Here is a 21,666-nt window from a genome sequence, read left to right as displayed (position 1 = left end):
TGCGCTGAGATGCGCAGATGTCTGTCGACTCTAGGAGACGTCATGCCGGCAATCGTCCTCATCGGAGCCCAGTGGGGCGACGAGGGTAAGGGCAAAGCTACCGATCTACTGGGCGGCAGCCTGCAGTGGGTCGTGCGGTACCAGGGTGGCAACAACGCTGGCCACACCGTGGTCCTGCCGAACGGCGACAAGTTCGCGCTGCACCTGATTCCGTCCGGCATCCTCACCCCGGGCGTGACGAACGTGATCGGCAACGGCGTCGTCGTGGACCCGGGAGTGCTGCTCGAGGAACTCGCAGGTCTGGAGGAGCGGGGCGTCGACACCTCGAAGCTGCTGCTCTCGGCCGACGCGCACCTGATCATGCCGTACCACGTGGCCATCGACAAGGTCACCGAGCGCTACCTCGGCGCCAGGAAGATCGGCACCACCGGCCGCGGAATCGGCCCCTGCTACCAGGACAAGATCGCCCGCGTCGGTGTCCGTGCCGCCGACGTGCTCGACGAGAAGATCCTCACCCAGAAGGTCGAGGCCGCACTGGAATTCAAGAACCAGGTGCTGGCGAAGATCTACAACCGGAAGGCCCTCGACCCACAGCAGGTCGTCGAGGAGGTGCTGACCCAGGCGGAGGGCTTCAAGCACCGGATCACCGACACCCGGCTCGAGCTGAACCGTGCCCTCGAGCGTGGCGAGACGGTGTTGCTGGAGGGATCGCAGGGCACCCTGCTCGACGTCGACCACGGCACCTACCCGTACGTGACCTCCTCGAACCCGACCTCGGGTGGCGCCGCCGTCGGCTCCGGCATCGGCCCGACGCGGATCACCACGGTGCTCGGCATCCTCAAGGCGTACACCACCCGCGTCGGCTCCGGTCCGTTCCCGACCGAGCTGTTCGACAACCACGGCGAGTACCTGGCCAAGCAGGGCGGCGAGGTCGGCGTGACCACCGGCCGCGCCCGCCGGACCGGCTGGTTCGACGCGGTGATCGCCCGCTACGCGACCCGCGTCAACGGCATCACCGACTACTTCCTCACCAAGCTCGACGTGCTCTCGACGCTGGACACGGTGCCGATCTGCGTCGCCTACGACGTGGACGGGGTCCGCTACGACGAGATGCCGATGTCGCAGACCGAGATCCACCACGCCAAGCCGATCTACGAGGAGATGCCGGGCTGGTGGGAGGACATCTCGCACTGCCGCACCTTCGAGGAGCTGCCGGTCAACGCGCAGAACTACGTGCTGCGGCTCGAGGAGCTCTCCGGTGCGCGCATCTCCTGCATCGGTGTCGGCCCCGGTCGTGACGAGACGATCGTCCGGCACGACGTGCTCGGCTGATCGACCGACCCGGTCGTCGCGTCGGTGTGGCCGTCAGGGGTACGGCAACACCGACGCGGCGCGCGCGTTCAACGACACGGTCATCAGGGTGAGCTCCTGACGCTGGTCCTCGATCATCGCCACCGCCCGGGTCCGTACGGCGGGGAGGTCCGTGGTCCGCGCAGTCTCCGCCGCCATCTCGATTCCGCCCTGATGGTGGCGGATCATCAGTTGTAGGAACAGCACGTCGCGCTCGATTCCGGCGGAGCCGGCGAGGCGGGTCAGCTCCTCGCCGGTGGCCATGCCGCCCGTTCCCTCGTGCCGGTGGCCGTCGGACTCCGGAGACTGCGGTGTTCCGGCCAGCTCCAGCCAGCCTGTCAGGGTTCCGATCTCGCGCCACTGCGCAGACCGGATCTGTTCGGCGAGTGCTCGTACGTCGGGCGCGGCCTCCGGGCCGAGCATCTGCACCATCGTGATCGCCTGCTGGTGGTGCGCCGACATCTGTTGGGCGAACGCGGCGTCCTCCTCGCCGAGCACGGGCAGCGGTGTCGGCTCCGGTTCGTCGCCACCGACGGCGACGCCGACGGCGAATCCCACTGCGGAGCACAGTACTGCTGCGACGATCGCCCGGGCACTCATCGCGGGTAGACCGCGCGATCCAGTTCCAACGCCATGAACCCGTTGTCCATGCAGGCGACGTAGAGCAGGTTGCCGTGGAACTCGGGCGGGGACAGACACCAGTCGGCCGACAGGTCGGCACCCACCAACCGGCTCTGGTCGTTGACGATCCCGTCGGTACCCGTCTGGCCCTGGATGACGGCCCGGGCCGTCGCCAGGGTGCCGATCATCGGCGGACCGAGGATGGCGCCGAGCGTCGCGTGCAGCGAGTTCGGCAGCTCACGATGCCGCCCCGTCTGGGCGGGTGGGTTGAAGTACGCGATCTCCCGGAAACGGTCCGGGTCGCGCACGTCGAACACTCGGATGCCCGACTGGATCCAGCTGCACGCCAACGTGGTCGGATCGTCGACCCGGTCCACCGAACAGTAGTGGGCGTCGTATCCGAACAGGCCGTTGCCCGCGGCGCTCGCCGCCCAACGATCCTGATGCTCAGGAAGATTGATCGCGAGTTTGGCACTGGTGCGCCACCTCGGGGTGGCCGGGTCCGCGATGTCGAACAGCTTGACCCCGCCGGATCCTCCCTCGTCGACGGCGAACAGGTGCGGCCGGCCGTCGTAGGTGACGTGGATGCTGTGCTGACTGATCTGCCCGTCGGTCCAGAACTTCTGCCCGAGATGGGGGAGCGGATGGCCGATCACGGTCCGGGGTGCGCGGTTCTGCACCGCGGAGACGTCGATCACGGACAGGCCCGCCAGGTTCGACAGGAACATCGTGTTGCCGTCCGGTGTGAACCCCATCCCGTGCGCGGCGACCCCGGTGAGCCCGCCCCATACGACCATGGGCTGTGCGGGGTCGGTCAGATCGACGGCGCTGACCCACCCCGGTGCGATGCCGGACGCCCAGTAGGTGTTGCCGTCCGGCGAGAACGCCCCCTCATGGGTGGTGATCGCGATCGGCATGTTCGGCAGCGACCCGGTCGTGGTGTTCAGCAGCCTCGGGTGGGCGCAGTCCTGGGAGATGTCGTACACGGAGATGAATCCCCCGCCTTCGATCAACCCGACACCGGTGCCCACCAGCAGCCCGCGTCCTTCGTGCACCTTGAGCGATTCCCACGTGCCGCCGAGCATCGCGGGTTCCGTGAGCACGGCCGTGCGGCGTGGAGCGGTCGGATCGCTCACGTCGACGACGTGCACGCCCGCGTCGGGGCCGAGCAGATTGGTCGGGAACGTCGACGCGATGTACGAGCAGTGCCGGTAGCTGGGGCTGACCGGCCCGGCGCCAACGCCCTGGTACTGCCCGACGACGTCGATGTTGCAGCCGTAGCCTTCGCGGCTGCGGCCGGATACCCGGTCGGCGAGCGGAACCTCGCCCTGGATGCCGGTCTCGACAGGGTCCCCGGGGCGGCAGGTCGCGGGGGCGACCGCTGTCGGCCACACACCGGTGAAGTCGTCGAATCCTTCCGGCGGTGCCGCGTGTACCGGCGTCACCCCGAGGACGGCGATCGCCAACGCCATCGCGGACACGATACGGGTCGCCCGGAACATGGTGTGCCTCCTGGTTCGGATCATCGGGCTGCCTCGGCGACCGATGCGGGTGTGGCGAGGTCGCGGAGGGCGGCTGTCACCTCGTCCGGCCGTTCGAGCGGTGCGCAGTGCCCACTGTCGACCTCGTGCAGTTCGAGTAGGGCGGGCAGCCGTTCGGCGATGTACCGGGACCGGGGGAGTGGGGCGATCCGGTCGTGCCGCCCGGCGATCACGACCGTCGGCACCGTGACTGCCGCTGGGTCGAGGCTGTCGACCAGGTCGACCAGCATCGTCCCGTAGCCGCGCCGGCCACGGGCGGGAGTAGCTCCGATGACGCGGTCGAGCCGGCGCCCGACGGTGGCGTCCGCACCCGCGGCGACGGAGACGCGGGCCACCAGCTGTCGGCGGAGCGGAATCCGTTCGGGCAGGGGAAGGCCGGCAAGGGGTGCGGCCACGTGTGCGACCCGGCGGCGGGTGCCGCTCAACACATGCGGGCCACGAAGGAACCGCACGTGGTCGAGGATCTCGCCGGGCGTGGTGTTGACCAGGGCGACTGCGTGGGTCTTCGCGGAGACGTCCTCCGGATAGCGCGCCGCCCAGTGCATGACGGCGATGCCGCCCATGGAATGCCCTGCGACGATGGCGGTCTCGCCGTCGGGAACGGTGGCTGCGAGCACCGCGTGCAGGTCGGCGGCCAGATGGTCCAGGCTGTAGTGTCCGTGCTTCGGCGCCTCGCTGCGTCCGTGGCCGCGGTGGTCGTAGGCGACCACCCGGAAGTCGTCGGCCAGGTCGCGAATCTGGTTGTGCCAGAACTCGGTCGAGCACAGGACGCCGTGGGCCAGGACGACGGTCGGTCCGGTGTCGTTGCCGTGGATCTCGGTGTGCAGGCGGGTTCCGTCGGCGCTACGGATCGACAGCACCTCGTACGGAGTCGCGCCGGTGTGGGGAAGGTCGGCCGAGCGTGCCGCTTTCACGGCTTTGCGCGCCTGCGGCACCAGGCGCAGTGTTCGTGGCAGCCGCGGGATCACGGTGCGGGAGACGGCGGCGACGGCCGTGAATGCCAGGTGGTGTCCGCGGGTCCACCGAAGCCCGAACAGCTCCCGGAGTTCGGGTGTCAGCAGCCCGGCGGTGACCAGGGTGAGGACCGCCCCCGCGATCGGACGGACGGTGTGGTTCCACAGGACCGGCAGCCGCAGCACCGGAATCGGGGGTGGTGACGGCGAGCCGGCCACGGCGAGCACCTGATCGGTGACGTCGGAGCGTTCGAGGCGGGATGCGGTCATTTCGTCGAACCAGGCCAGGAAGCTCGGCCAGTCGGCGGGCATGTCCCGTTCGCGGATCCCGTACATCCGGCCGACCCGACGCATCTCGAGGTAGAACTGCTCGGCCTCGCCCGGTCGCCAGCCACGGCCCAGCACCCGCTGCTGGACGTGAACGCCGTGGACCAGGCTGGCATGCACCCAGTGGAACGCCTCGGCGTCGAGCGAACTCCATCGTCTGCCGTCGGGACCGCGGCCTTTGATGTCGCGGTGCCGTTCCCTGAGCGCCCGCGCCGCGGCCAACGCATCCTCACGGCCGTAGACGACCCCCATGATCATGTCGAGGGTGCGCTGCGCACGTCCGTAGGTGTCGGTCGCGAACACCGAGAACTCGCGGACACCGGTCGCGACGGTCGGGTGGGCGACGTCGACGAGCAGTCGGTGGGTCGCACCGAGGACGAATGTCAGGTCGCCGAACACCGACCAGGCGACCGAATCGGGGCCGAGTGGTGCTGTGTCGTTCGGGATCTCACGGTCAGTGGCGGCCGATCCTGCTGTCATGCGACTATTGATAGCATAATAGTCGCATGGTCGATACTGGTCGCGTGACTCGTCCCGGTGCCTCGCTTCCCCGTCTGTTCGAGCGTGCGATCGGGCATGCGGGATCGCCGGAACCGTCGGAGTTGGAGGACGTCGCCGTGTACGACGCCGCGCTCGGCGTACTCGCCGAGCAGGGCACTCGCGCTGCCACGATGGACGATGTCGCCGCGCGGTCCGGAATCAGCCGCGCCACCCTGTTCCGCCGATTCGGTGGCAAGGATTCGCTGTTCGAGGCGGCCGTGGCCCACGCGTTGCGGGCCTTCCTCGACCGGATCACCGACACGTTCACGTCCGTCACCGACCCGACCGAGCGGATCGCGGAGGCATTCCTGGCCTGTCTGCGGTTGCGGCGGCGCTTCGTCGTGCGTGGGGTCGACCGTGGCGGGGAGTTGCTGGCGATGCTGTCGACCGGAACCCCGTCCGCGCTCGAGATCGGACATCGATTCATCGCGGCCCGCATCGTCGCGGCCCAGCAGGAAGGCCGACTGCCCGGCGGCGACGCCAACCTGCGTGCCGAGGCGGTCATCCGGGTGACGTTGGGCTATCTGCTGGTACCGAGCGCCCACCTGGACCTCGACGACGACGCGGCCGCCCGGGATCTGGCGCGGCGGGTCATTGCGCCACTCGTCACGGGCGCGATGCCCTGACCGCTACCGGTTCGACCGCGGATCAGAACAGGGTGGGGTCGTCGAAGCCAGGGGTGTGCTCGGCGGCGAGCAGGGCGCGTTTGGTGATCGTGCCGCCGGCCGCGGAGAACCCGCCCACCGCCCCGTGTGCGGCGAGCACCCGGTGGCACGGCACCAGAATCGGAATCGGGTTGCGTCCCAACGCCTGCCCGACGGCCTGCGCGGCGCCGGGGCTGCCGATCGCGGCCGCGACCTCCCCGTAGGTCATGGTGCGGCCGGGGCCGATGGTGCGGGTGACGGCGTAGACCCGGCGGTCGAAATCGGGGACGGCGGCCAGGTCGACGTCGACGTCTGCGAGCGGGTCCGGCTCGCCGGCGAGGAGCGCGGTGATGCCGGTGACGGCCCGGCGGGCGGGAGCGTCGGGTTCGTCCGGAGTCGCGTCGGGGAAGCAGTCGCAGAGGCGGGCGACGGTGGCCGTGTCGGAACCCTCCGGCAGTTGCACCCCGACCACACCGGTCTCGCGCCACACCACGGCGCAGCGGCCCAGGGCGGTGTCGAAGAGCGCATAGCGGGTCACCGGTCCAGTATGCGACTCGGGTCCGACAGGTCCAGTTGTCGACAACTGGACTGGTTCAGTGTCGGACGGTGACGCGGGAGGGGGGTGCCTCCCGGCGCGAGCGGGCGGCATCGAGGTCGCGGAGGGCGCGGTCCGTGTCTCGGTCCTCCGGAAGCCGTCCCACCAGCGGAGCGGCCGGTGCGAACTGGTCGATCCGGAAAACGTTGCGGCCGCGGCGGCGAGCGATCTGGCACCCGCAGACGAGGAGGGTCAGGACTGCGACGAAGGTGAGTGCGGGCAACATGCGTCCACTCTGCGCCGCAACTGGTCTTGAAAGACAGGTCCAGTTTGCGAATACTGGCTCTCATGACGCGACACGGAGGTTTCCCATGCGGGTGATCGGGGCGAGCTCCCTGGCCCGCGACCTCGGCCGGTGGCAGTCCGACGAGACGGTGGGCCGGACCGGGCGCCGCCCCGCCTACCGCGCCCTCGCCGACGCGATCCGGCTGCTCGTCGCCGACGGCCGGATCCCGCTGGGAGTCGCGCTGCCCAGCGAGCGGGACCTGTCCGCCGCCCTCGCCCTCAGCCGCACCACGATCACCTCCGCATACGCGGTGCTGCGCGAGGACGGCTACCTGGCCAGCAGGCAGGGCTCGCGCAGCACCGTTGCGATGCCGGACGGCGCGGCCTCGCCGCGCACCGGCCGGGTCGTACCGCCGCGGGGCGGCCCGGCGCCGGGCCGAGTCCTCGACCTGACCTGCGCCGCGATGTCCGCACCCGCAGACGCGATCCGCGACGCCTACGCCGCGGCCCTCGACCGGCTCCCCGGACAGCTCGGCACCCACGGTCTCGAACCACACGGGCTGCCCTCGTTGCGGGAGGCGGTCGCGCAGCGCTACCGGGACCGCGGCGTCCCCACCGATCCCGAGCAGATCATGATCACCACGGGTGCCCAGCAGGCGTTGGTGCTGCTCCTGGGGCTGCTCACCGGGCCGGGGGAGCGGGTACTGATCGACCATCCGACCTACACCAACGCCATCGAAGCGATCGTCCGGCGCGGGGCGCGACCGGTTCCGGTGCCTCTGCTGCTCGAGGCTCGGGGCTGGGACCTCGACGGTCTGCGCACTGCGGCCCGTCAGACCGCGGCGAAACTCGCGTATCTCGTCCCGGACTTCCACAATCCCACCGGGTTCTGCCTGGACGACGCGGGCCGCGCCGAGCTGGTGCGGATCGCGGGTGACACCCGGATGACGCTCGTGATCGACGAGACGATGACCGATCTCGGCCTGGACGCCCCGACGCCGACGCCGGTGGCGCGGTTCGCGATCGGGGCTCGTGCCGACGTCGTCACCATCGGATCGATGTCCAAGGCGTTCTGGCCCGGGCTGCGGATCGGCTGGATCCGGGCGGACGCGTCGACGATCAACGGGCTGCTCGCCGTCCGTGCCGCCCTCGACCTGGGGACCGCGGTGCTCGAGCAGCTCGCCGCCGCGGAACTGCTCGCCGAGCCGGACCGGGTGCTGCCGGCGCGCCGAGACCGGCTGTACGGGCAGCGGGCGGCGCTGCTCGACGCGCTGGCCGCCGAGCTGCCCGACTGGCGCTGCGATCCCGGCCCGGGCGGGATGGCGTTGTGGGTGCAGATGCCGCAACCGCTCTCCACGGCGGTCGCCGCGACCGCGCCCGCGCACGGCGTGCAGCTGGCCGCGGGGCCGCGGTTCGGTGTGGAGGGCGCCTTCGAGCGGTACCTCCGGTTGCCGTACGCCCTGGACGAAGGCGAACTGCGGGTCGCGGTTCGGGGCATCGCCGCGGCCTACCACGCGCTCAGCGGTGGGGCCCGAGTCGCCACCGCGGTCCCCGTCGTCGTGTGACGGGGCGCGCGCGGGAGCTCACGGGTCGCCGTCGAATGCGTGACGACCCGTGAGCTCCCGGCCGGTGTTGTAGGTCAGACGCGACCGAAGTACGCGTCCTTGAGGACCGCGATGTCGTCGATGTCCGATGCCGGTGCGTCCATGACGACCTTGCCGATGTCGAGGACGGTGACGTGGTCGGCGACGCTCATCGCCGCCTCGACCGCCTGCTCGACAAGGAGGACGGCCAGGCCGGTCTCCTTGAGCAGCTGGACGCGTTCCATGACCTCGTTGACGATGACCGGGGCCAGACCTCCGGACGGTTCGTCGAGAAGCAGCAGCGTCGGGTTGGCCATCAGGGCCGCGCCGATCGCCAGCATCTGCTGCTGGCCTCCGGACATGGAGCCCGCCAACAGGTTCCGCTTCTCTCCGAGGATCGGGAACATCTCGTAGATACGGTCCACGTCGGCCCGGAGGGCGCTGCGACGCTTCTTGCGGGTGTAGCCGCCGAGCAGCAGGTTCTGCTCGATGGTCTGCTTGTGGAAGACCCGCTTGCCCTCCTGTACGTAGGCCATGCCGCGACGCACCCGCTGGTGGGCGGACACCCCGGAGATGTCCTGGCCGTTCATCTCGATGCTGCCGGAGTGGATCTTGTTCAGGCCGGAGATGGCGCGCAGGGTGCTCGTCTTGCCTGCGCCGTTGCGTCCGAGCAGTGCGGTGACCTGGCCCGGGAAGACGTCGAACGAGACGTCCCACACCACCCGCAGGTCCCCGTAGCCGGACTGCAGATTCCGTACGCTCAGAACCGGTTCCATCACTTCACCTTCTCCAGCTCCACCGCGGCTCCGCCGTCGGGGTCGATGCCGAGGTACTCGCTGAGCACTCGCGGGTGATGCTCGATCTCCTCGGGCGGACCGGACGCGATGACCTGACCCTGTGCCAGCACGACGATGGTGTCGGCGAGCGAGAGCACCAGGCGGAAGTTGTGTTCCACCAACAGGACGGTGGCGCCGGCGTCACGCAGCGCCCGGATGAGGACAGCGAGCCGGACGAGCTCGTCCTCGTCCATGCCGGAGGCGATCTCGTCCAGCAGCAGCACCCGGGGCTCCGCGATCACGGCACGCGCGACCTCGAGCATGCGCCGCATACCGAGGGGCAGTGAGGTCGCGACCTCGCCCTTCAGGTGCGACATCCCGACGAGTTCGAGGACCCGCTCGGCCTCGTCGATGTCCGCCTTCGAAACCTTCCGGAAGCTCGGCAGTCTCAGCACGGCCGAGAGCATCGAGGCGCGGTTGGTCATGTACCGGCCCGACGCGACCGCCTCGAGGACGGTGACGTTCTCGGGGATGTTCGGGGTCTGGAACGTGCGCGCCACGCCCTCACGGGCGACCTTGTGCGGAGCGAACGCCTGGACCTCGGTGTCTCCGATGACGATGCGACCCGCATCCGCGGTGTAGAAGCCGCAGATCATGTTCAGCATCGTCGTCTTGCCGGAACCGTTGGGGCCGATCAGTGCGGTGACCCGGCCTGCTTCGGCGCGAAGCGTCGCCGACTCGAGGGCCTGGTTGCCGCCGAACGCCTTCGAGATGCCGTCGACCTCGAGCGTGGATCCGGCGATCGGCGCCACGACGGGCACCTCGTTCGGATCCCGCGGTGCCCCCCGATCCGCCACCCCGATGCCGGCCTTGCGGTCGAGCCTGGCCGCCAGATTCCGGAACACCTTGGTGAGGCCGCCCGAGAGCAGCACGCCACCGAGGATGAGGAAGCCGCCGTAGAAGATCAGCGAGTATTCCTGGAACGCGGTCGACTGGTTGGGGCCGAACTGCATGACGGCCGCGCCGATCACCGCGCCGTAGACACTCGCCGACCCACCGAGGATCGACGCCGCCAGCACCGCGGTCGCGAACGTGAACCCGAACGCCTCGGGGGAGATGAACAGGTCGGTGTTCGCGAACAACGCGCCCGCGAGTCCGGCGGGCAGGGCGCCGATCGCGTATCCGAGCAGCTTCATCCGGTACACCGACACGCCCTGCGACTGGGCGAGGACCGGCGACTGCTTGAGCGTGCGGAACGCGATGCCGTGGCGGGAGACCACGAGATTCCGCATCACCACGAACCACAGGATCGTCACCGCGACGACGACGTAGTAGAAGTCCTTGTCGACGTCCTGCCCGAACAGCGTCGGAGGCTCCATGCCGGACAGGCCGTTTCGGCCGCCGGTCTTGCCGCCGAAGATCGCGAGGATGTCGGGCACCAGCAGGATCAGGAAGAACGACGTCATCGCGAGCGACCAACTGCCCAGTCGCAGACCGGGAACGCCGGTCACGATGCCCACCACCAGTGCAACCGCACCCGCGGCCACCAGTTGCAGCAGGATCTCGGTGTGCCCGGCCTGCGACATCAGACCGGCCGTGTACGCACCGGCCGCGTACATCGCGGCCTGACCGAGCGCGAGTTCACCCGCGTACCCGAGGCTCAGGTTGAGGCCACTGACCACCAGGGCCAGGATGCACGCGAGCTGGAGCTGACGCGTGTTGGTCGCGTCCAATCCGAGGATCGGCGCGAGGAACACCACGGCGCCGAAGACGAGCGCGAAGATCCAACTGGGGATCGCGCGGAGAGTCCGCCAGATCTGCATGGCTACACCACCCGTTCCTTCACCGTGCCGAACAAGCCGGCCGGTTTCACCATCAGGATGATGATCAGCACCAGGAACACCGCGATGTTGCTGTACTGGCTACCCGCCCACAGCGCCGTGAACGACTCGACCAGGCCCACGGTCAGGCCGCCGATCAGCGCACCCGGCAGTGACCCGAACCCGCCGATCGCGAGTGCCACGAACCCCTTCAGCGCCAGCGCGGCACCCAGCGTCGCAACCGCAAAGGTCTTGGGGCCCACGAACAGTCCCAGGACACCGGCGAGCGCGCCGGAGAAGGCGAACGCGCCCATCGCGATGCGGCGCACGTTCACACCGCGAAGCATCGCGGCCTCGCGGTCCTCCGAGACGCCCATCAGCGCCAGTCCCGTCATGGTCCGCTTGCTCAGCTGACCCAGCACGATCACCAGCACGATCGACAGCACCAACAGGGCGATCTCGACCGGGTAGGTGCGCCCACCGAGGAGAGTGATGGGGTCGTTGGAGCCGAAGAACGGAACCGTCAACGGTTCACTGCCCCAGATCAACTGCGTCGCACCGTTGAGCAGCGTCGCCACACCCAGTGTCGTGACGAGTTGGTTCTGATGGTCCGCGACCGGCCTGATCGCCACCACCTCCTCGATCGCCGCGAGGATCATGACGGTCACGGTGGCCATGACGGCGACCACCAGGACGGGCAGTTTCAGCGTCACCAGACCCGTGTACGCGACGAACGTGCCGACCATCATCAACTGCGCCTGCGCGAAGTTGAACGTGTTCGACGAGACGAACACGATGTTGTACCCGATCGCGACGAGCACGTAGACAGCGCCGAGGGCGAGCCCCGACCACAGAATCGTCACCGCGAGTACCTCTTCCGCGTCGAACGGGGAACGACGATCCTCGAACTCATGCCTGCGGGTTTCCGAACTGACCGTTGACCACCTTGGTGGGCGCGATGAACTTCATCTCGTCCTGCGCCGGGTTCGGGCCGTGGTTGTCGGCGGTGAAGTTGTAGCGCGACAGGAAGGCGGTCTTGGCGCTCTTCTGGACCTCTTCGGTCTCGAGTGCCTCGGCCAGCTTCTCGGCATCGGTCGTGGTGCCTGCCTTCTCGGCTGCGGCGGCGACGAGCGGGAACGCGTCGTAGTTGTCGGCGATGATCAGGGTCGACGAGATCGTGCCGAGCGAGGCCATCGTGTCGACCATCTGGTTCACGGCCGCGTTGTTCGGGTCGTAGACGGTGCTCGTGAAGACCTGCGAGACAAGGTTCTTCACCTCCGGCGTGCCGAGGACGCCGTTGGGCGGCTCGTTGGCGACGAGGCTGGTGCTTGAGACCGAGGTGTTGCCGATCAGCGGGACGTCCCAGCCCAGTCGCTGCATGCTCTGCAGGACGTAGCCCAGCGGTGCGCCGTACGCGTCGAGTGCGATGGCCTTGGCGCCGGCGTTCTTGAGCGACTGCAGCTGCGCGGTCATGTCGAGCGCGGTGGCTTCGTATTCCTCGTTACCGGCCTGCTTCAGGCCCGCCTTCTCCAGCGCCGAAGTCATCTCCTCGCCGAACAGCTCGCCGTACGCGGTGCTGCCGTGGATGACGCCGATGTTGTCGTAGCCCTTCTCCTTCGCGTGGCCGACGATGCCGCGAGCGTTGTCGGTGGCACCGGGAGCGAGGTCGAAGTTGAGCGGGAACTTCGACGGGTCCGTCGAACCCGGCGTGGGTGCGACGTTGAACGAGAGGATGTCGTTCTGCTTGAGGATCGGCAGCACGGCGGCGCCGACGGAGGACGGACCGGAGTTGAGGACCAGGTCGGGCTTCTGCTTGTTGATGGCCTCGCGCACCTTGGTGACCGCGATGGTGGCGTCACCGGCATCGTCGACGACGGTCAGCTCGATCTGGCGACCGCCGATGCCGCCGGCCTGGTTCTGCACCTCGACACCGGCCTTGGTCGCCAGGATCGACGTCTGCGCGTTGGCCGCGAGCACGCCCTGCGCGCTGATGCCGCCGGTGACGAGGACGCGGTACGGCTGATCGGCACCGCCGGACTCGGCGGAGTCGGCACTGCCGCACCCCGCGAGAGTCAGAACGGACGCTGCAGCAACCGCTGCGACTGCGACGACAACTGGACGCCGATTTCCCATGACTGCCCTCCTAGGACACCCGAAAAACGCCAAACCAAGCATTTGCTTGGTTTGGTTGGATATGTTGTGGCCAGGACGGAAGCGATCTTCTGATCGGTTCCGCCTCCCGGCTGTGAAGCAAGCTGATTTATCGAACGCTCGCTCAGGCGGCAGCGTATTTGCGAGACGCGAGGGGCGTCAACAGGACTCGCCGGTTCACTCGAGGCGACCGGGGACCGGGTAGCTGCGCAGGGACATGCCGATCTGCCCGGACAGGATCAGTTCGTCGATCGTCTCCTGCAGCTTGCGGCACGTGGGGACACAGGCGCGCCCGTTCGTCGTTCGCGACTCGGCGAATTCGGGACACGCGCTGTCAGCGTCCTCGAGCCACTGGATGCTGGTGTGTGCCTCGCTGTACTTCTCGACGAGGACGCGGTTGCTGCAGCTGTTGCAGCGGACGCTTTCCATGATCGGACCTCCCTGGTTCGATTCGTGACGGTAGTCACAGTTCGGCGATTCACGCGCCTTCGATTCCGTGGAGTGGGACAAGTTCTCCCGATGAGCGGGTCGAACTCGCCGAGCCGCCGGCGGCACCGACCTGGGCTGTTAGTCTTCGGTCATGTCCGAGACCGATTCCGCCGCACCGGCTGCCGACGACGGCTACCCGTCGCTGCCCGCCACCAGCTGGGCGGTTCTCGGCATGCTGACGTACGGCGAGGGGCTCACCGGATACGACCTCAAGAAGTGGGCGGACTGGAGCATCGGCTACTTCTACTGGAGTCCGTCGATCAGTCAGATCTACGCCGAGCTGAAGAAGCTCGAGAAGCTCGGTCTGGTCGAGTCGGAGATGGTCTCGGAGCCGGGCGAGCGCGGCCGGCGGATCTACCGCATCACGGCACGGGGGACGCGTGCGGTGCGGAACTGGTCACGCGATTCGCCGGTGGAGCAGCCCGTGCTCAAACACGGTCTGATGCTGCGGTTGTGGATGGGGCACCTGAACGAGCCCGAGCAGCTCAAGGCCCTGGTCCGGTCGCACATCGAGAACATGGAGTCGATGCGCGAGCAGGCGAAACTGCACGGCGACCACGCGACGCGTGAACCGTCCTGGGCGTTCTCGAAGATGAGCCTGATCTGGGCGGAGCGCTACTTCCAGGCGGAGATGGACCTGGCCCGGCAGATCCTCGACGACATCGACGATGCCGCCGAGACGTACTCCCGGGTGCGGGAGCGTGACGAACTGGGCAACCCGATCCCGGAGGTGGCCGGGTCCTGGCGTGATGTCGAGGATTTCGTCCAGGGCCTCGAGCGGCGCGAGCGGAACTGACCGCCCAGCACCACTCGAGGCGGGCGATCACCGACCGTCGGCGCCCAGCACGTCGGTCAGGTCCTCCCACAACTGTTTTCGCGCCACCTGTGTGACCGACAGTGCTGCGACCGTCATGAACCCGTGGAACAGGTCGTCGTACCGGCGATGGGTGGTGGGTACACCCTCCGAGGTGAGCCGCGCGGCGTAGGCGTCGCCCTCCGAACAGAGCGGATCGCGACCGGCGGTGACGATGACGGCGGGGGGCAGTCCGGCGAGGGTCTCGGCGCGGGCGGGGGAGACCAGCGGGCTGTCGGCGCCGCCCGGCGCGTACTGCTTCCAGTACCACTGCATCGCCGCGCGGGTGTTGAAGTGGCCCTCCGCGTAGGTGCGGTACGAGTCGGTGTCGAAATCGTCGTCGATGACCGGGTACAGCAGGGCCTGCGCGGCGAGCGCCGGACCGCCACGATCACGCGCGGCCAGCGCGACGGTGGCGGCGAGGTTGCCGCCGGCGCTGTCGCCCGCGACGACCAGCCGGGACGGATCCCCGTTCAGTGCCGCACAGTTCGCCTTCGTCCACATCAGCGCGGCATATACGTCCTCGAGTGCCGCCGGCGCCGGGTGCTCCGGTGCGAGGCGATAGTCGACGGACACCACGACGGCGCCCACGCCGTTCGACAGGGCGCGACACAGACCGTCGTGGGTGTCCAAGTCGCAGAAGACGAATCCGCCGCCGTGTGCGAACACGACCACCGGACGCGGTTCGGTGGCTTCGGCTTCGGGCTGGTAGACGCGGGCCGGGATCGGCCCAGCGGGTCCGTCGATGTCGATGCTCCGGACCGATGCCACCGGTTCGGGGTTCGGGACCGGCTGGAGACGGGCCCGGATCGCGGCCCGCGCCTGGGGGCCGGTCATCTGCTCGACGCAGGGGAAGCCGGTGTCGAGGATCTCGAGCATCGACTGGACCTCGGGGTCGATCGGCATGGTGTTCCTCGATCGGTTGGGGTGGTCAGGCGGACCGCACGCGCTGGCGGAGCGCGGCGGTGGGCAGGCTCTGGAGCCGGTTGCGGTGCGTGATCGGTGCCGCGCCGCTGCTGTGCCCGTTGAGTGTCTGCAGGATCGCGTTGGCGGCCATCCGAACCGGGGCGGTGTGACGGTGATCGAACTTGAGGTGGCTGGAGGGGCCGCAGATCGACAGGGCCGCGACCACATCCCCCGCCAGCCCAATGGGGACGGCGATGACGCTGATGCCGCCGGCGATCTGGCTGACCTCGTACGCGACACCGACCTCCCGAACCTTGCGGAGTTCGGGGGTGAACCCGGCGAGGTCGTCGGTGCGGCTCGGGGTGAAGGCGAGCAGGGCCTTGCCGATCGCGGAGCTGCGCGCCGGGTAGCGGCTGCCGACCCGGGTGGGCAACTCGGTCGCGAGTCGGCCGCCGATCTTGTCGAGGTAGAGCACGTCGTTGCCGGCCAGGACGCCGAGATGTACGACGTACCCGGTGACGCGGTGGAGTTCCTGCACGATGGGTCTGGCCGCGGCATGCAGGCGGTTCTGGTGCACCGCGAGCGAGCCGAGCTCCATCAGTCGGGTGCCGAGCTCGTAGTCGCTGCCCTCGCGGCGTAGCCACCGCATCTCGACGAAGCGTTCGAGCATTCGATGCGCCGACGACCGCGGCAGGCCGGTCCTCTCGACGACTTGGGCAAGGGTGAGCCGGCCGGGGCCGTCGAAGGTGTCCAGGACGAGTGAAACCCGTTCGAGGATCGAGGTCGGGGTGGCGTCCGCGGTGGTTGCTGCGGTCATCGATGTCTCCCTCACTTCTGTCGAACATCGCTGCTATACCCACCTGACATGGGTATTTCGATTAGAAATAATGACACAGGTTCGACGATTTGTGAAGTGGATCACCTGCGCTCGGGAAATGCCGAAAGGGGGAACCCTCCGTCCTCGGCAGGACGGGGGGTTCCCCCTGGTGGGAGAGAGTGCGGTTGTGGACGCGGTTCGCTACATTGCGGCGAGCGGTTCGCTGCCGGACCAGTCGTGGCCCCAGTAGCTGTCGGCGGTGATCTCCTCGGCCGTGTAGAAGGTCTCGTCGACCAGCTTGCCGTCGGTGCCGAACTCGATGTCCCAGCCGCCGGGTGCGCGGACGTAGAAGGACACCATCTTGTCGTTCGTGTGGCGGCCCAGCGTCGACGACACCGAGAAGCCGTCCTTCACGACACGATCGAGTGCCTGGCCGACGGCGTCGAGCGTGTCGACCTCCACCATGAGGTGGATCAGGCCGGGGGCGCCACCGTGCGGTGCCGGGATCAGCGCGAGGCTGTGATGACGCTGGTTCACGCCGAGGAAGCGCAGGCGCACCGGGCCGAACTCCGGGGGAGCCGGCAGACGGAACGCGCCGCGCGGCAGGAAGCCCAGGACCTCGGTGTAGAACTCGAACGTGCCGTTCACATCGGTCACCGGCAGCACGACGTGGCCGAGACCCTGCGCCCCCGTCACGAACTTCGCGCCGAACGGGGTGACGACCGGACTGTGATCGAGGACGGGGCCGTGGAAGACCTCGAGCGTTGCGCCACTGGGGTCTTCGAAGGTCACGACCTCCTCGACGCGGCGGGCGTCCGCCTCCTCGACCGAGAGCGGCTTGACCGCCACGCCGGCGGCCTCGACGGCAGCCTGGACGCGGACCAGTGCGGCGTGGTCACGAACCTCCCAGCCGACGGTGACGACGCGGTCGTCGTCCCCCGGCACGACCACGATGCGTGCGCTGCGCTCGTCCAGGCGCAGGTACAGGGCGTTCTCGTCCGGTCCGGTGCCCTCGGCGAAGCCGAGGACGTCGAATGCGAACGTGCGCCAGCGCTCGATGTCGTTGGTCTGGATCTTCACGTAGCCCAGGCCGCGGACGTCTGTTCCGAAGCCGCCGACATTGGGGTTGGTCATCCGTTGTCTCCGTACTTGATTCGAGTTGTGTTGGATCCGGTGGATCAGATCATCGCCCGGAGCGGACCCTGCGGGTCCACGCCCAGGCCGCTCAGGGTCGCGGCGTGGTAGACGGTGCCCGGGACGTGGATCGCGTGGTGCAGACCGGCGTGTGCGTCACGCCAGAAGCGCTGCATCGGCTTGTCCATACGCAGTGCGTTGCCACCGCAGCGCGCGTAGACCTGGTCCATCGCGGTGACGGCCTGCCAGGCCGCGTTGACCTGGGTCTCGCGACCGGCCGCGCGCTGCTCGAAGGTCGGGGTCTTCCCTGCGTCGACGAGGTCCCACATGCGATCGACGTTGGCCAGCAGTGAATCCCGGGCCGACCGCAGCTTCGCGGCGGCCTCGCCGATCGCGAACATCGTGTACGGGTCGTCCTTGACGGCGGTGCCCTGCGGGTTGATCCGCTCACGCTGGTACTCGTTGGCGTGATGCAGCAGACCCTCACAGATGCCGATCGTGGCCGAGGTGATGCCGAGCGGGAACATGGTGGACCACGGCATCAGGTACACGGTCTCGGTGCGGCCGTACTTGCGGACGGCGGTGCCGTCGATGACCTCGTCACAGTCCATGACCCGGTAATCGGGCACGAACGCGTCCTTGACGACGACGTCCTTCGAACCGGTGCCACGCAGGCCCATCACGTCCCACGAGTCCTCGATGATCTCGTAGTCGGTGCGGGGAATGATCACGTGCAGCATGCGGGGCGGCATCTCCATGCTGCCGTCCGGGTTGCACGCCATCGCGCCGAGGAACGCCCAGTCGCAATGATCGGTACCGGAGGAGAACGACCACTTGCCGGAGAACTTGTAGCCGCCGTCGACGGGAACACACATGCCGCCGGGCATGTACGGGGAGGCGAGCCACGTGTCCTGGTCCTCGCCCCAGACCTCCTGCTGCACCTTGGGATCGGCGAACGCGAGCTGCCACGGGTGCACACCGACGATGCCGTGCACCCAGCCGGCCGACGGGTTCAGCGACGCCATCCGCATGACGGTTTCCGCGAACTCTCGCGGATGGACCTCGAGGCCGCCGTGCTCCTTGGGCTGGAGCATCCGGATCGAGCCCGCCTCCTTCATGCGCTTGGCGGTCGCGTCGGCGACCTTGCCGATGCGCTCGGCCTCGACGCCCTCGACGAAGATGTCGTCGGCGGCGGCCTCGATGCGGGCCAGAACTTCGTAGCTCATGTTGTGTTTCCTTCTGGTGGTGGGGTTCTACGGCCGACTACGAGGTCGCCGCGGAACCTTCGGACTGCTTCGCGAGGTTCTCCGTGACTTCCTTCTGCCAACTCGCGATCGCCCGGGTGGTGTCGATTTCGAACTCGAAACGCTTGGTCATGTCCTCGGTGACGTTCTCGACGTCCGTGTAGAACTGCTGGTACCAGCGGCGCAGCTGGTACACCGGGCCGTCCTCCTCGGACAGCAGCGGGTTGTCGATGGGGGCCTTGTTCTTCCAGATCTCGACATCCTGCTCGAAGCCCATCTCCACGCCCTCGGCGAACTGCGCGGCCATACCGGCCGCCTCCTCGTCCGACAGGCCCGGCAGCTTCTTGACGATCGCGCCGTACTGCAGCACGAACTCGTTGTTCGACACCGGGTAGTGGCAGTTGATGAGGACCGTCTCGATGGTCACGCCGTTCGCGTCCGATTCGAGCCAGTCGATCATGTACGAGGGGCCGAAGTACGTTGCCTCCGAGCGCAGCTCGGCGTTCGGGTCATCGTAGTTGGTGCCGGAGATGACGTCCTCGCGACCGGTCGAGTGCATGTACTGGGTCGCGGTGTGGCCCTCGAAGACGTTCTTGAAGTAGCGCGGGAACGAGTAGTGGATGTAGAAGAAGTGCGCCATGTCGACGACGTTGTCCACGATCTCGCGGCAGTGCGAACCCTTGATGCGCAGGGTCTTCCAGCTCCAGTCCGTCCACTCGTCGCTTCCGTAGCCTGCGATCTCGGGAATCGTCACGTCGGCAGGCGGGGGGTTGCCCTGCGGGTCGTTCCACACGTACAGCTGGCCGTTGCGCTCCAGCGTCGTCCACGCACGGGTCCTCGCCAGCGGGGGCACGCGGCGGGCATACGGGATGTCCGTGCACTTGCCGTTGCCGCCCCAGCGCCAGTCGTGGAACGGGCACGCGATCGAGTCGCCCTTGACCTCGCCCCGGCTCAGATCGCCACCCATGTGCCGGCAGTACGCGTCGAGGACGTTGAGCTTGCCGTTGCTGTCGGCGAACACGACGAGCTTGGTGCCGAAGGCCTCGATCGGATGAGGCTTCCCGTCCTGGAAGTCCCGGAGGAGTCCGATGCAGTGCCAACCGCGGGCGAACCGCGCGGGGGCGGCCGCGGCCTCGATCTCGCGGATCTCGTTCTGGTCGGCCGAGCCGTTCGTGGAAGTGGTGTCGAGTGACATGGGGGTCCTCCGTGCCATCAGGGGGCTGTCCTGTGATCCGCCTCATAGAACTCGGCGGCGTTGTCGGGCGGAAGGGGGTTCTCCCGCTGGATGGAACGGCCCCGGCATCGTCGGCGAAGTGCAGGTCGGTGTGGCGAGCAGGGAGTCGCGGGCCGGTCCGCGACACCGGGGTCGGGCCTCCCATCACGCGGGAGGACCCCCTGCCGCCGCCCCCGATGCGGTGGCAGCGTCGCGACTCGGCGAAGGGAGTGACCATGACACGAATGTCCGGCAAGGTTGTGCTCGTCACGGGCGCGGGGAAGGGGATGGGCCGCACACACGCGGTCCGTCTCGCTGAGGAAGGCGCGGACATTCTCGCGCTGGACCTGCCCGGGCGGCAGTCCGAGGCCGATCTGGCCGAGACGGCCCGCCTGGTGGAGGAACTGGGGCGGCGCGCGGTCGTCGGCACCGCCGACATCCGCGACCTCGACGCGCTCACCTCGGCGGTGCAGGCGGGGGTGCGTGAACTCGGTCCGCTCGACGTCGTCGTCGCCAACGCCGGCATCTGTGACAACCCCGGGCCGTCGTGGACGATCGACGACGGCGTCTGGAACCGGTCGATCGACGTGAACGTCACCGGGACGTGGCACACCGTCAAGGCGGGTGTCGCGGAACTGAATCCGGCGGGAGGATCGGTGGTCATCGTCAGTTCCACGGCCGCGATCAAGGCGGTTCCCGGCGCGTCGCACTACTCCGCGGCCAAGCACGCGATCACCGGACTCGCCAAGACACTCGCGAACGAACTGGGCAAGCGGTCGATCCGCGTCAACACGATCCATCCCGGTGCGGTCGCGACACCGATGACGATCAACCCGACGACGTTCGCCCGTCTGCGGCCCGACCTCGAGAACCCCACCGAGGCCGACGTCGCCGAGGTGCTCTCGCAGCGGATGCTGCTGCCCGTGCCGTGGGTGGAGTCGATCGACGTGAGCAATGCGGTGCTGTTCCTGGCATCGGACGAATCCCGGTACGTCACAGGCCTGCAGATGGTCATCGACGCCGGTCAGACCCAGAAGGTGGCGTGATGAGCGGACGTCTCGAAGGCAAGGTCGCGCTGATCACCGGTGCGGCAAGGGGGATGGGCCGCGCACAGGCGGTGCGGTTCGCCCAGGAGGGCGCCGACGTCATCGCCGTCGACGTGTGCGCGCCCGTCGAACACTCGACGACCCCGGGTGCGTCGCCGGAGGACCTCGCGGAGACGGTGCGTCAGGTCGAGGCGCTCGGCCGCAAGATCTGCGCGTTCGAGGCCGACGTCCGGGACCAGCAGGCGCTCGACGCCGCGGTGTCGGAGGGCGTCGAGGCGCTCGGGCGTCTGGACGTCATCTGCGCGACCGCAGGCATCAGCTCGTCGGGGCCCGCCGTGGAGATGGGGTCCGAGCGCTGGCAGACCATGCTCGACGTAAACCTCACCGGCGTGTGGCGCACCTGCAAGGCCGGCATTCCGCACATCGTCGACGGCGGCCGCGGCGGCTCGATCGTGCTGATCAGCTCCATCGCGGGTCTGCGCGGGCTGGTCAGCGTCGGGCACTACACCGCCGCCAAGCACGGTGTGGTCGGGTTGATGAAGTCGCTCGCGAACGAGCTCGCGCCGCACAGCGTGAGGGTCAACACGATCCACCCGGCGAACACGCGGACCCCGATGATCCAGAACCCGTCCACGATGCGGACATTCTGCCCGGGCGTCGAGGAACCGACGCAGGAACAGTTCGAGGCGGGAACGCAGTCGATGCACCTGCTGCCGGTCGCAATGATCGAACCCGAGGACATCGCCAACGCGAGCCTGTTCCTCGCATCCGACGAGTCCCGCTACATCACCGGCGTCACGCTGCCGGTCGATGCCGGCCACTGCGTGAAGTAGGAGGA

The 21,666-nt window shown here is 68.5% G+C and carries 21 protein-coding genes; 6 read left to right on the top strand and 15 right to left on the bottom strand.

Going from position 1 to position 21,666, the window contains the following annotated elements; translation table 11 throughout:
• Positions 1 to 42: 42 nt before the first annotated feature.
• Positions 43 to 1,332: an adenylosuccinate synthase gene (locus ACWDUM_RS26990; RefSeq protein ID WP_450136371.1), complete on the top strand. Its 1,290-nt coding sequence runs from the start codon at positions 43 to 45 to the stop codon at positions 1,330 to 1,332.
• Between the two features lie 33 nt (positions 1,333 to 1,365).
• Here ACWDUM_RS26990 and ACWDUM_RS26985 read toward each other — a convergent pair whose 3' ends face one another.
• From ACWDUM_RS26985 to ACWDUM_RS26975, 3 genes are read right to left on the bottom strand one after another with little or no spacing between them, the layout of a single operon-like run.
• The gene (locus ACWDUM_RS26985; protein ID WP_450136370.1) at positions 1,366 to 1,908 is read right to left on the bottom strand and encodes a DUF305 domain-containing protein; all 543 of its coding nucleotides are present in this window, start codon (positions 1,906 to 1,908) and stop codon (positions 1,366 to 1,368) included.
• A gap of 38 nt (positions 1,909 to 1,946) precedes the next feature.
• Entirely contained in the window at positions 1,947 to 3,473 is a 1,527-nt protein-coding gene (locus tag ACWDUM_RS26980; protein WP_450136369.1) for an LVIVD repeat-containing protein, read from the bottom strand.
• Positions 3,474 to 3,493: 20 nt separating this feature from the next.
• Positions 3,494 to 5,272 (bottom strand): alpha/beta fold hydrolase, encoded by a 1,779-nt coding sequence (locus ACWDUM_RS26975; protein WP_450136368.1) that lies wholly within the window; start codon positions 5,270 to 5,272, stop codon positions 3,494 to 3,496.
• A 44-nt stretch (positions 5,273 to 5,316) separates the two neighbouring features.
• On the opposite strand from ACWDUM_RS26975, the gene ACWDUM_RS26970 reads away from it, so the two are divergent.
• Positions 5,317 to 5,958 (top strand): TetR/AcrR family transcriptional regulator, encoded by a 642-nt coding sequence (locus tag ACWDUM_RS26970; protein WP_450136367.1) that lies wholly within the window; start codon positions 5,317 to 5,319, stop codon positions 5,956 to 5,958.
• A 22-nt stretch (positions 5,959 to 5,980) separates the two neighbouring features.
• Here the strand turns inward: ACWDUM_RS26970 and ACWDUM_RS26965 are convergent, their stop codons facing one another.
• Entirely contained in the window at positions 5,981 to 6,514 is a 534-nt protein-coding gene (locus tag ACWDUM_RS26965) for a methylated-DNA--[protein]-cysteine S-methyltransferase (RefSeq protein WP_450136366.1), read from the bottom strand.
• Positions 6,515 to 6,569: 55 nt separating this feature from the next.
• On the bottom strand, positions 6,570 to 6,797 hold the full coding sequence (locus tag ACWDUM_RS26960) for a hypothetical protein (protein ID WP_450136365.1): 228 nt from the start codon (positions 6,795 to 6,797) through the stop codon (positions 6,570 to 6,572).
• An 85-nt stretch (positions 6,798 to 6,882) separates the two neighbouring features.
• Here ACWDUM_RS26960 and yczR point away from each other — a divergent pair, with 85 nt between their 5' ends.
• Positions 6,883 to 8,361: a MocR-like transcription factor YczR gene (gene yczR, locus ACWDUM_RS26955; RefSeq protein WP_450136364.1), complete on the top strand. Its 1,479-nt coding sequence runs from the start codon at positions 6,883 to 6,885 to the stop codon at positions 8,359 to 8,361.
• 74 nt (positions 8,362 to 8,435) lie between these two features.
• Here the strand turns inward: yczR and ACWDUM_RS26950 are convergent, their stop codons facing one another.
• The 5 genes from ACWDUM_RS26950 to ACWDUM_RS26930 all read right to left on the bottom strand — a co-directional run bounded on the left by ACWDUM_RS26950 (position 8,436) and on the right by ACWDUM_RS26930 (position 13,555).
• Complete coding sequence (locus tag ACWDUM_RS26950) at positions 8,436 to 9,155, bottom strand: ABC transporter ATP-binding protein (RefSeq protein WP_450136363.1); 720 nt, start codon at positions 9,153 to 9,155, stop codon at positions 8,436 to 8,438.
• Entirely contained in the window at positions 9,155 to 10,978 is a 1,824-nt protein-coding gene (locus ACWDUM_RS26945; protein ID WP_450136362.1) for a branched-chain amino acid ABC transporter ATP-binding protein/permease, read from the bottom strand. Before ACWDUM_RS26945 ends, ACWDUM_RS26950 begins: the two co-directional genes overlap by 1 nt.
• A gap of 2 nt (positions 10,979 to 10,980) precedes the next feature.
• On the bottom strand, positions 10,981 to 11,838 hold the full coding sequence (locus ACWDUM_RS26940) for a branched-chain amino acid ABC transporter permease (RefSeq protein ID WP_450136361.1): 858 nt from the start codon (positions 11,836 to 11,838) through the stop codon (positions 10,981 to 10,983).
• Positions 11,839 to 11,884: 46 nt separating this feature from the next.
• Complete coding sequence (locus tag ACWDUM_RS26935; RefSeq protein WP_450136360.1) at positions 11,885 to 13,108, bottom strand: ABC transporter substrate-binding protein; 1,224 nt, start codon at positions 13,106 to 13,108, stop codon at positions 11,885 to 11,887.
• A gap of 195 nt (positions 13,109 to 13,303) precedes the next feature.
• The gene (locus ACWDUM_RS26930; protein ID WP_450136359.1) at positions 13,304 to 13,555 is read right to left on the bottom strand and encodes a hypothetical protein; all 252 of its coding nucleotides are present in this window, start codon (positions 13,553 to 13,555) and stop codon (positions 13,304 to 13,306) included.
• A gap of 151 nt (positions 13,556 to 13,706) precedes the next feature.
• On the opposite strand from ACWDUM_RS26930, the gene ACWDUM_RS26925 reads away from it, so the two are divergent.
• Positions 13,707 to 14,411, top strand: a complete 705-nt coding sequence (locus ACWDUM_RS26925; RefSeq protein WP_450114683.1) for a PadR family transcriptional regulator — start codon at positions 13,707 to 13,709, stop codon at positions 14,409 to 14,411.
• A gap of 27 nt (positions 14,412 to 14,438) precedes the next feature.
• Here the strand turns inward: ACWDUM_RS26925 and ACWDUM_RS26920 are convergent, their stop codons facing one another.
• The 5 genes from ACWDUM_RS26920 to ACWDUM_RS26900 all read right to left on the bottom strand — a co-directional run bounded on the left by ACWDUM_RS26920 (position 14,439) and on the right by ACWDUM_RS26900 (position 19,764).
• Positions 14,439 to 15,374: an alpha/beta hydrolase gene (locus ACWDUM_RS26920; protein WP_450136358.1), complete on the bottom strand. Its 936-nt coding sequence runs from the start codon at positions 15,372 to 15,374 to the stop codon at positions 14,439 to 14,441.
• Positions 15,375 to 15,399: 25 nt separating this feature from the next.
• On the bottom strand, positions 15,400 to 16,191 hold the full coding sequence (locus ACWDUM_RS26915) for an IclR family transcriptional regulator (protein ID WP_450114685.1): 792 nt from the start codon (positions 16,189 to 16,191) through the stop codon (positions 15,400 to 15,402).
• A gap of 201 nt (positions 16,192 to 16,392) precedes the next feature.
• Positions 16,393 to 17,325: a biphenyl-2,3-diol 1,2-dioxygenase gene (bphC, locus tag ACWDUM_RS26910; RefSeq protein WP_450114686.1), complete on the bottom strand. Its 933-nt coding sequence runs from the start codon at positions 17,323 to 17,325 to the stop codon at positions 16,393 to 16,395.
• A 44-nt stretch (positions 17,326 to 17,369) separates the two neighbouring features.
• On the bottom strand, positions 17,370 to 18,551 hold the full coding sequence (locus ACWDUM_RS26905) for an acyl-CoA dehydrogenase family protein (RefSeq protein WP_450114687.1): 1,182 nt from the start codon (positions 18,549 to 18,551) through the stop codon (positions 17,370 to 17,372).
• Positions 18,552 to 18,588: 37 nt separating this feature from the next.
• Positions 18,589 to 19,764, bottom strand: coding sequence for a Rieske 2Fe-2S domain-containing protein (locus ACWDUM_RS26900; protein ID WP_450136357.1), 1,176 nt, complete (start codon positions 19,762 to 19,764; stop codon positions 18,589 to 18,591).
• Between the two features lie 254 nt (positions 19,765 to 20,018).
• Between ACWDUM_RS26900 and ACWDUM_RS26895 the strand changes: the two genes are divergently transcribed.
• Positions 20,019 to 20,828: a mycofactocin-coupled SDR family oxidoreductase gene (locus ACWDUM_RS26895; RefSeq protein ID WP_450136356.1), complete on the top strand. Its 810-nt coding sequence runs from the start codon at positions 20,019 to 20,021 to the stop codon at positions 20,826 to 20,828.
• Complete coding sequence (locus ACWDUM_RS26890; protein ID WP_450114690.1) at positions 20,828 to 21,661, top strand: mycofactocin-coupled SDR family oxidoreductase; 834 nt, start codon at positions 20,828 to 20,830, stop codon at positions 21,659 to 21,661. The genes ACWDUM_RS26895 and ACWDUM_RS26890 overlap by 1 nt, the downstream gene beginning before the upstream one ends.
• Positions 21,662 to 21,666 lie beyond the last annotated feature (5 nt).

Source organism: Rhodococcus sp. NPDC003322 (assembly GCF_053589555.1).
This window is presented reverse-complemented; position numbering and strand designations above follow the sequence as displayed.

Bases quoted from the DNA above. Each gene is read 5' to 3' on its own strand.
- ACWDUM_RS26990 (WP_450136371.1), top strand. From the start codon at position 43: ATGCCGGCAATCGTCCTCATCGGAGCCCAGTGGGGCGACGAGGGTAAG.
- ACWDUM_RS26980 (WP_450136369.1), bottom strand. From the start codon at position 3,473: ATGTTCCGGGCGACCCGTATCGTGTCCGCGATGGCGTTGGCGATCGCC.
- ACWDUM_RS26975 (WP_450136368.1), bottom strand. From the start codon at position 5,272: ATGACAGCAGGATCGGCCGCCACTGACCGTGAGATCCCGAACGACACA.
- ACWDUM_RS26960 (WP_450136365.1), bottom strand. From the start codon at position 6,797: ATGTTGCCCGCACTCACCTTCGTCGCAGTCCTGACCCTCCTCGTCTGC.
- yczR (WP_450136364.1), top strand. From the start codon at position 6,883: ATGCGGGTGATCGGGGCGAGCTCCCTGGCCCGCGACCTCGGCCGGTGG.
- ACWDUM_RS26950 (WP_450136363.1), bottom strand. From the start codon at position 9,155: ATGGAACCGGTTCTGAGCGTACGGAATCTGCAGTCCGGCTACGGGGAC.
- ACWDUM_RS26945 (WP_450136362.1), bottom strand. From the start codon at position 10,978: ATGCAGATCTGGCGGACTCTCCGCGCGATCCCCAGTTGGATCTTCGCG.
- ACWDUM_RS26935 (WP_450136360.1), bottom strand. From the start codon at position 13,108: ATGGGAAATCGGCGTCCAGTTGTCGTCGCAGTCGCAGCGGTTGCTGCA.
- ACWDUM_RS26930 (WP_450136359.1), bottom strand. From the start codon at position 13,555: ATGGAAAGCGTCCGCTGCAACAGCTGCAGCAACCGCGTCCTCGTCGAG.
- ACWDUM_RS26925 (WP_450114683.1), top strand. From the start codon at position 13,707: ATGTCCGAGACCGATTCCGCCGCACCGGCTGCCGACGACGGCTACCCG.
- ACWDUM_RS26920 (WP_450136358.1), bottom strand. From the start codon at position 15,374: ATGCCGATCGACCCCGAGGTCCAGTCGATGCTCGAGATCCTCGACACC.
- ACWDUM_RS26915 (WP_450114685.1), bottom strand. From the start codon at position 16,191: ATGACCGCAGCAACCACCGCGGACGCCACCCCGACCTCGATCCTCGAA.
- bphC (WP_450114686.1), bottom strand. From the start codon at position 17,325: ATGACCAACCCCAATGTCGGCGGCTTCGGAACAGACGTCCGCGGCCTG.
- ACWDUM_RS26905 (WP_450114687.1), bottom strand. From the start codon at position 18,551: ATGAGCTACGAAGTTCTGGCCCGCATCGAGGCCGCCGCCGACGACATC.
- ACWDUM_RS26900 (WP_450136357.1), bottom strand. From the start codon at position 19,764: ATGTCACTCGACACCACTTCCACGAACGGCTCGGCCGACCAGAACGAG.
- ACWDUM_RS26895 (WP_450136356.1), top strand. From the start codon at position 20,019: ATGACACGAATGTCCGGCAAGGTTGTGCTCGTCACGGGCGCGGGGAAG.
- ACWDUM_RS26890 (WP_450114690.1), top strand. From the start codon at position 20,828: ATGAGCGGACGTCTCGAAGGCAAGGTCGCGCTGATCACCGGTGCGGCA.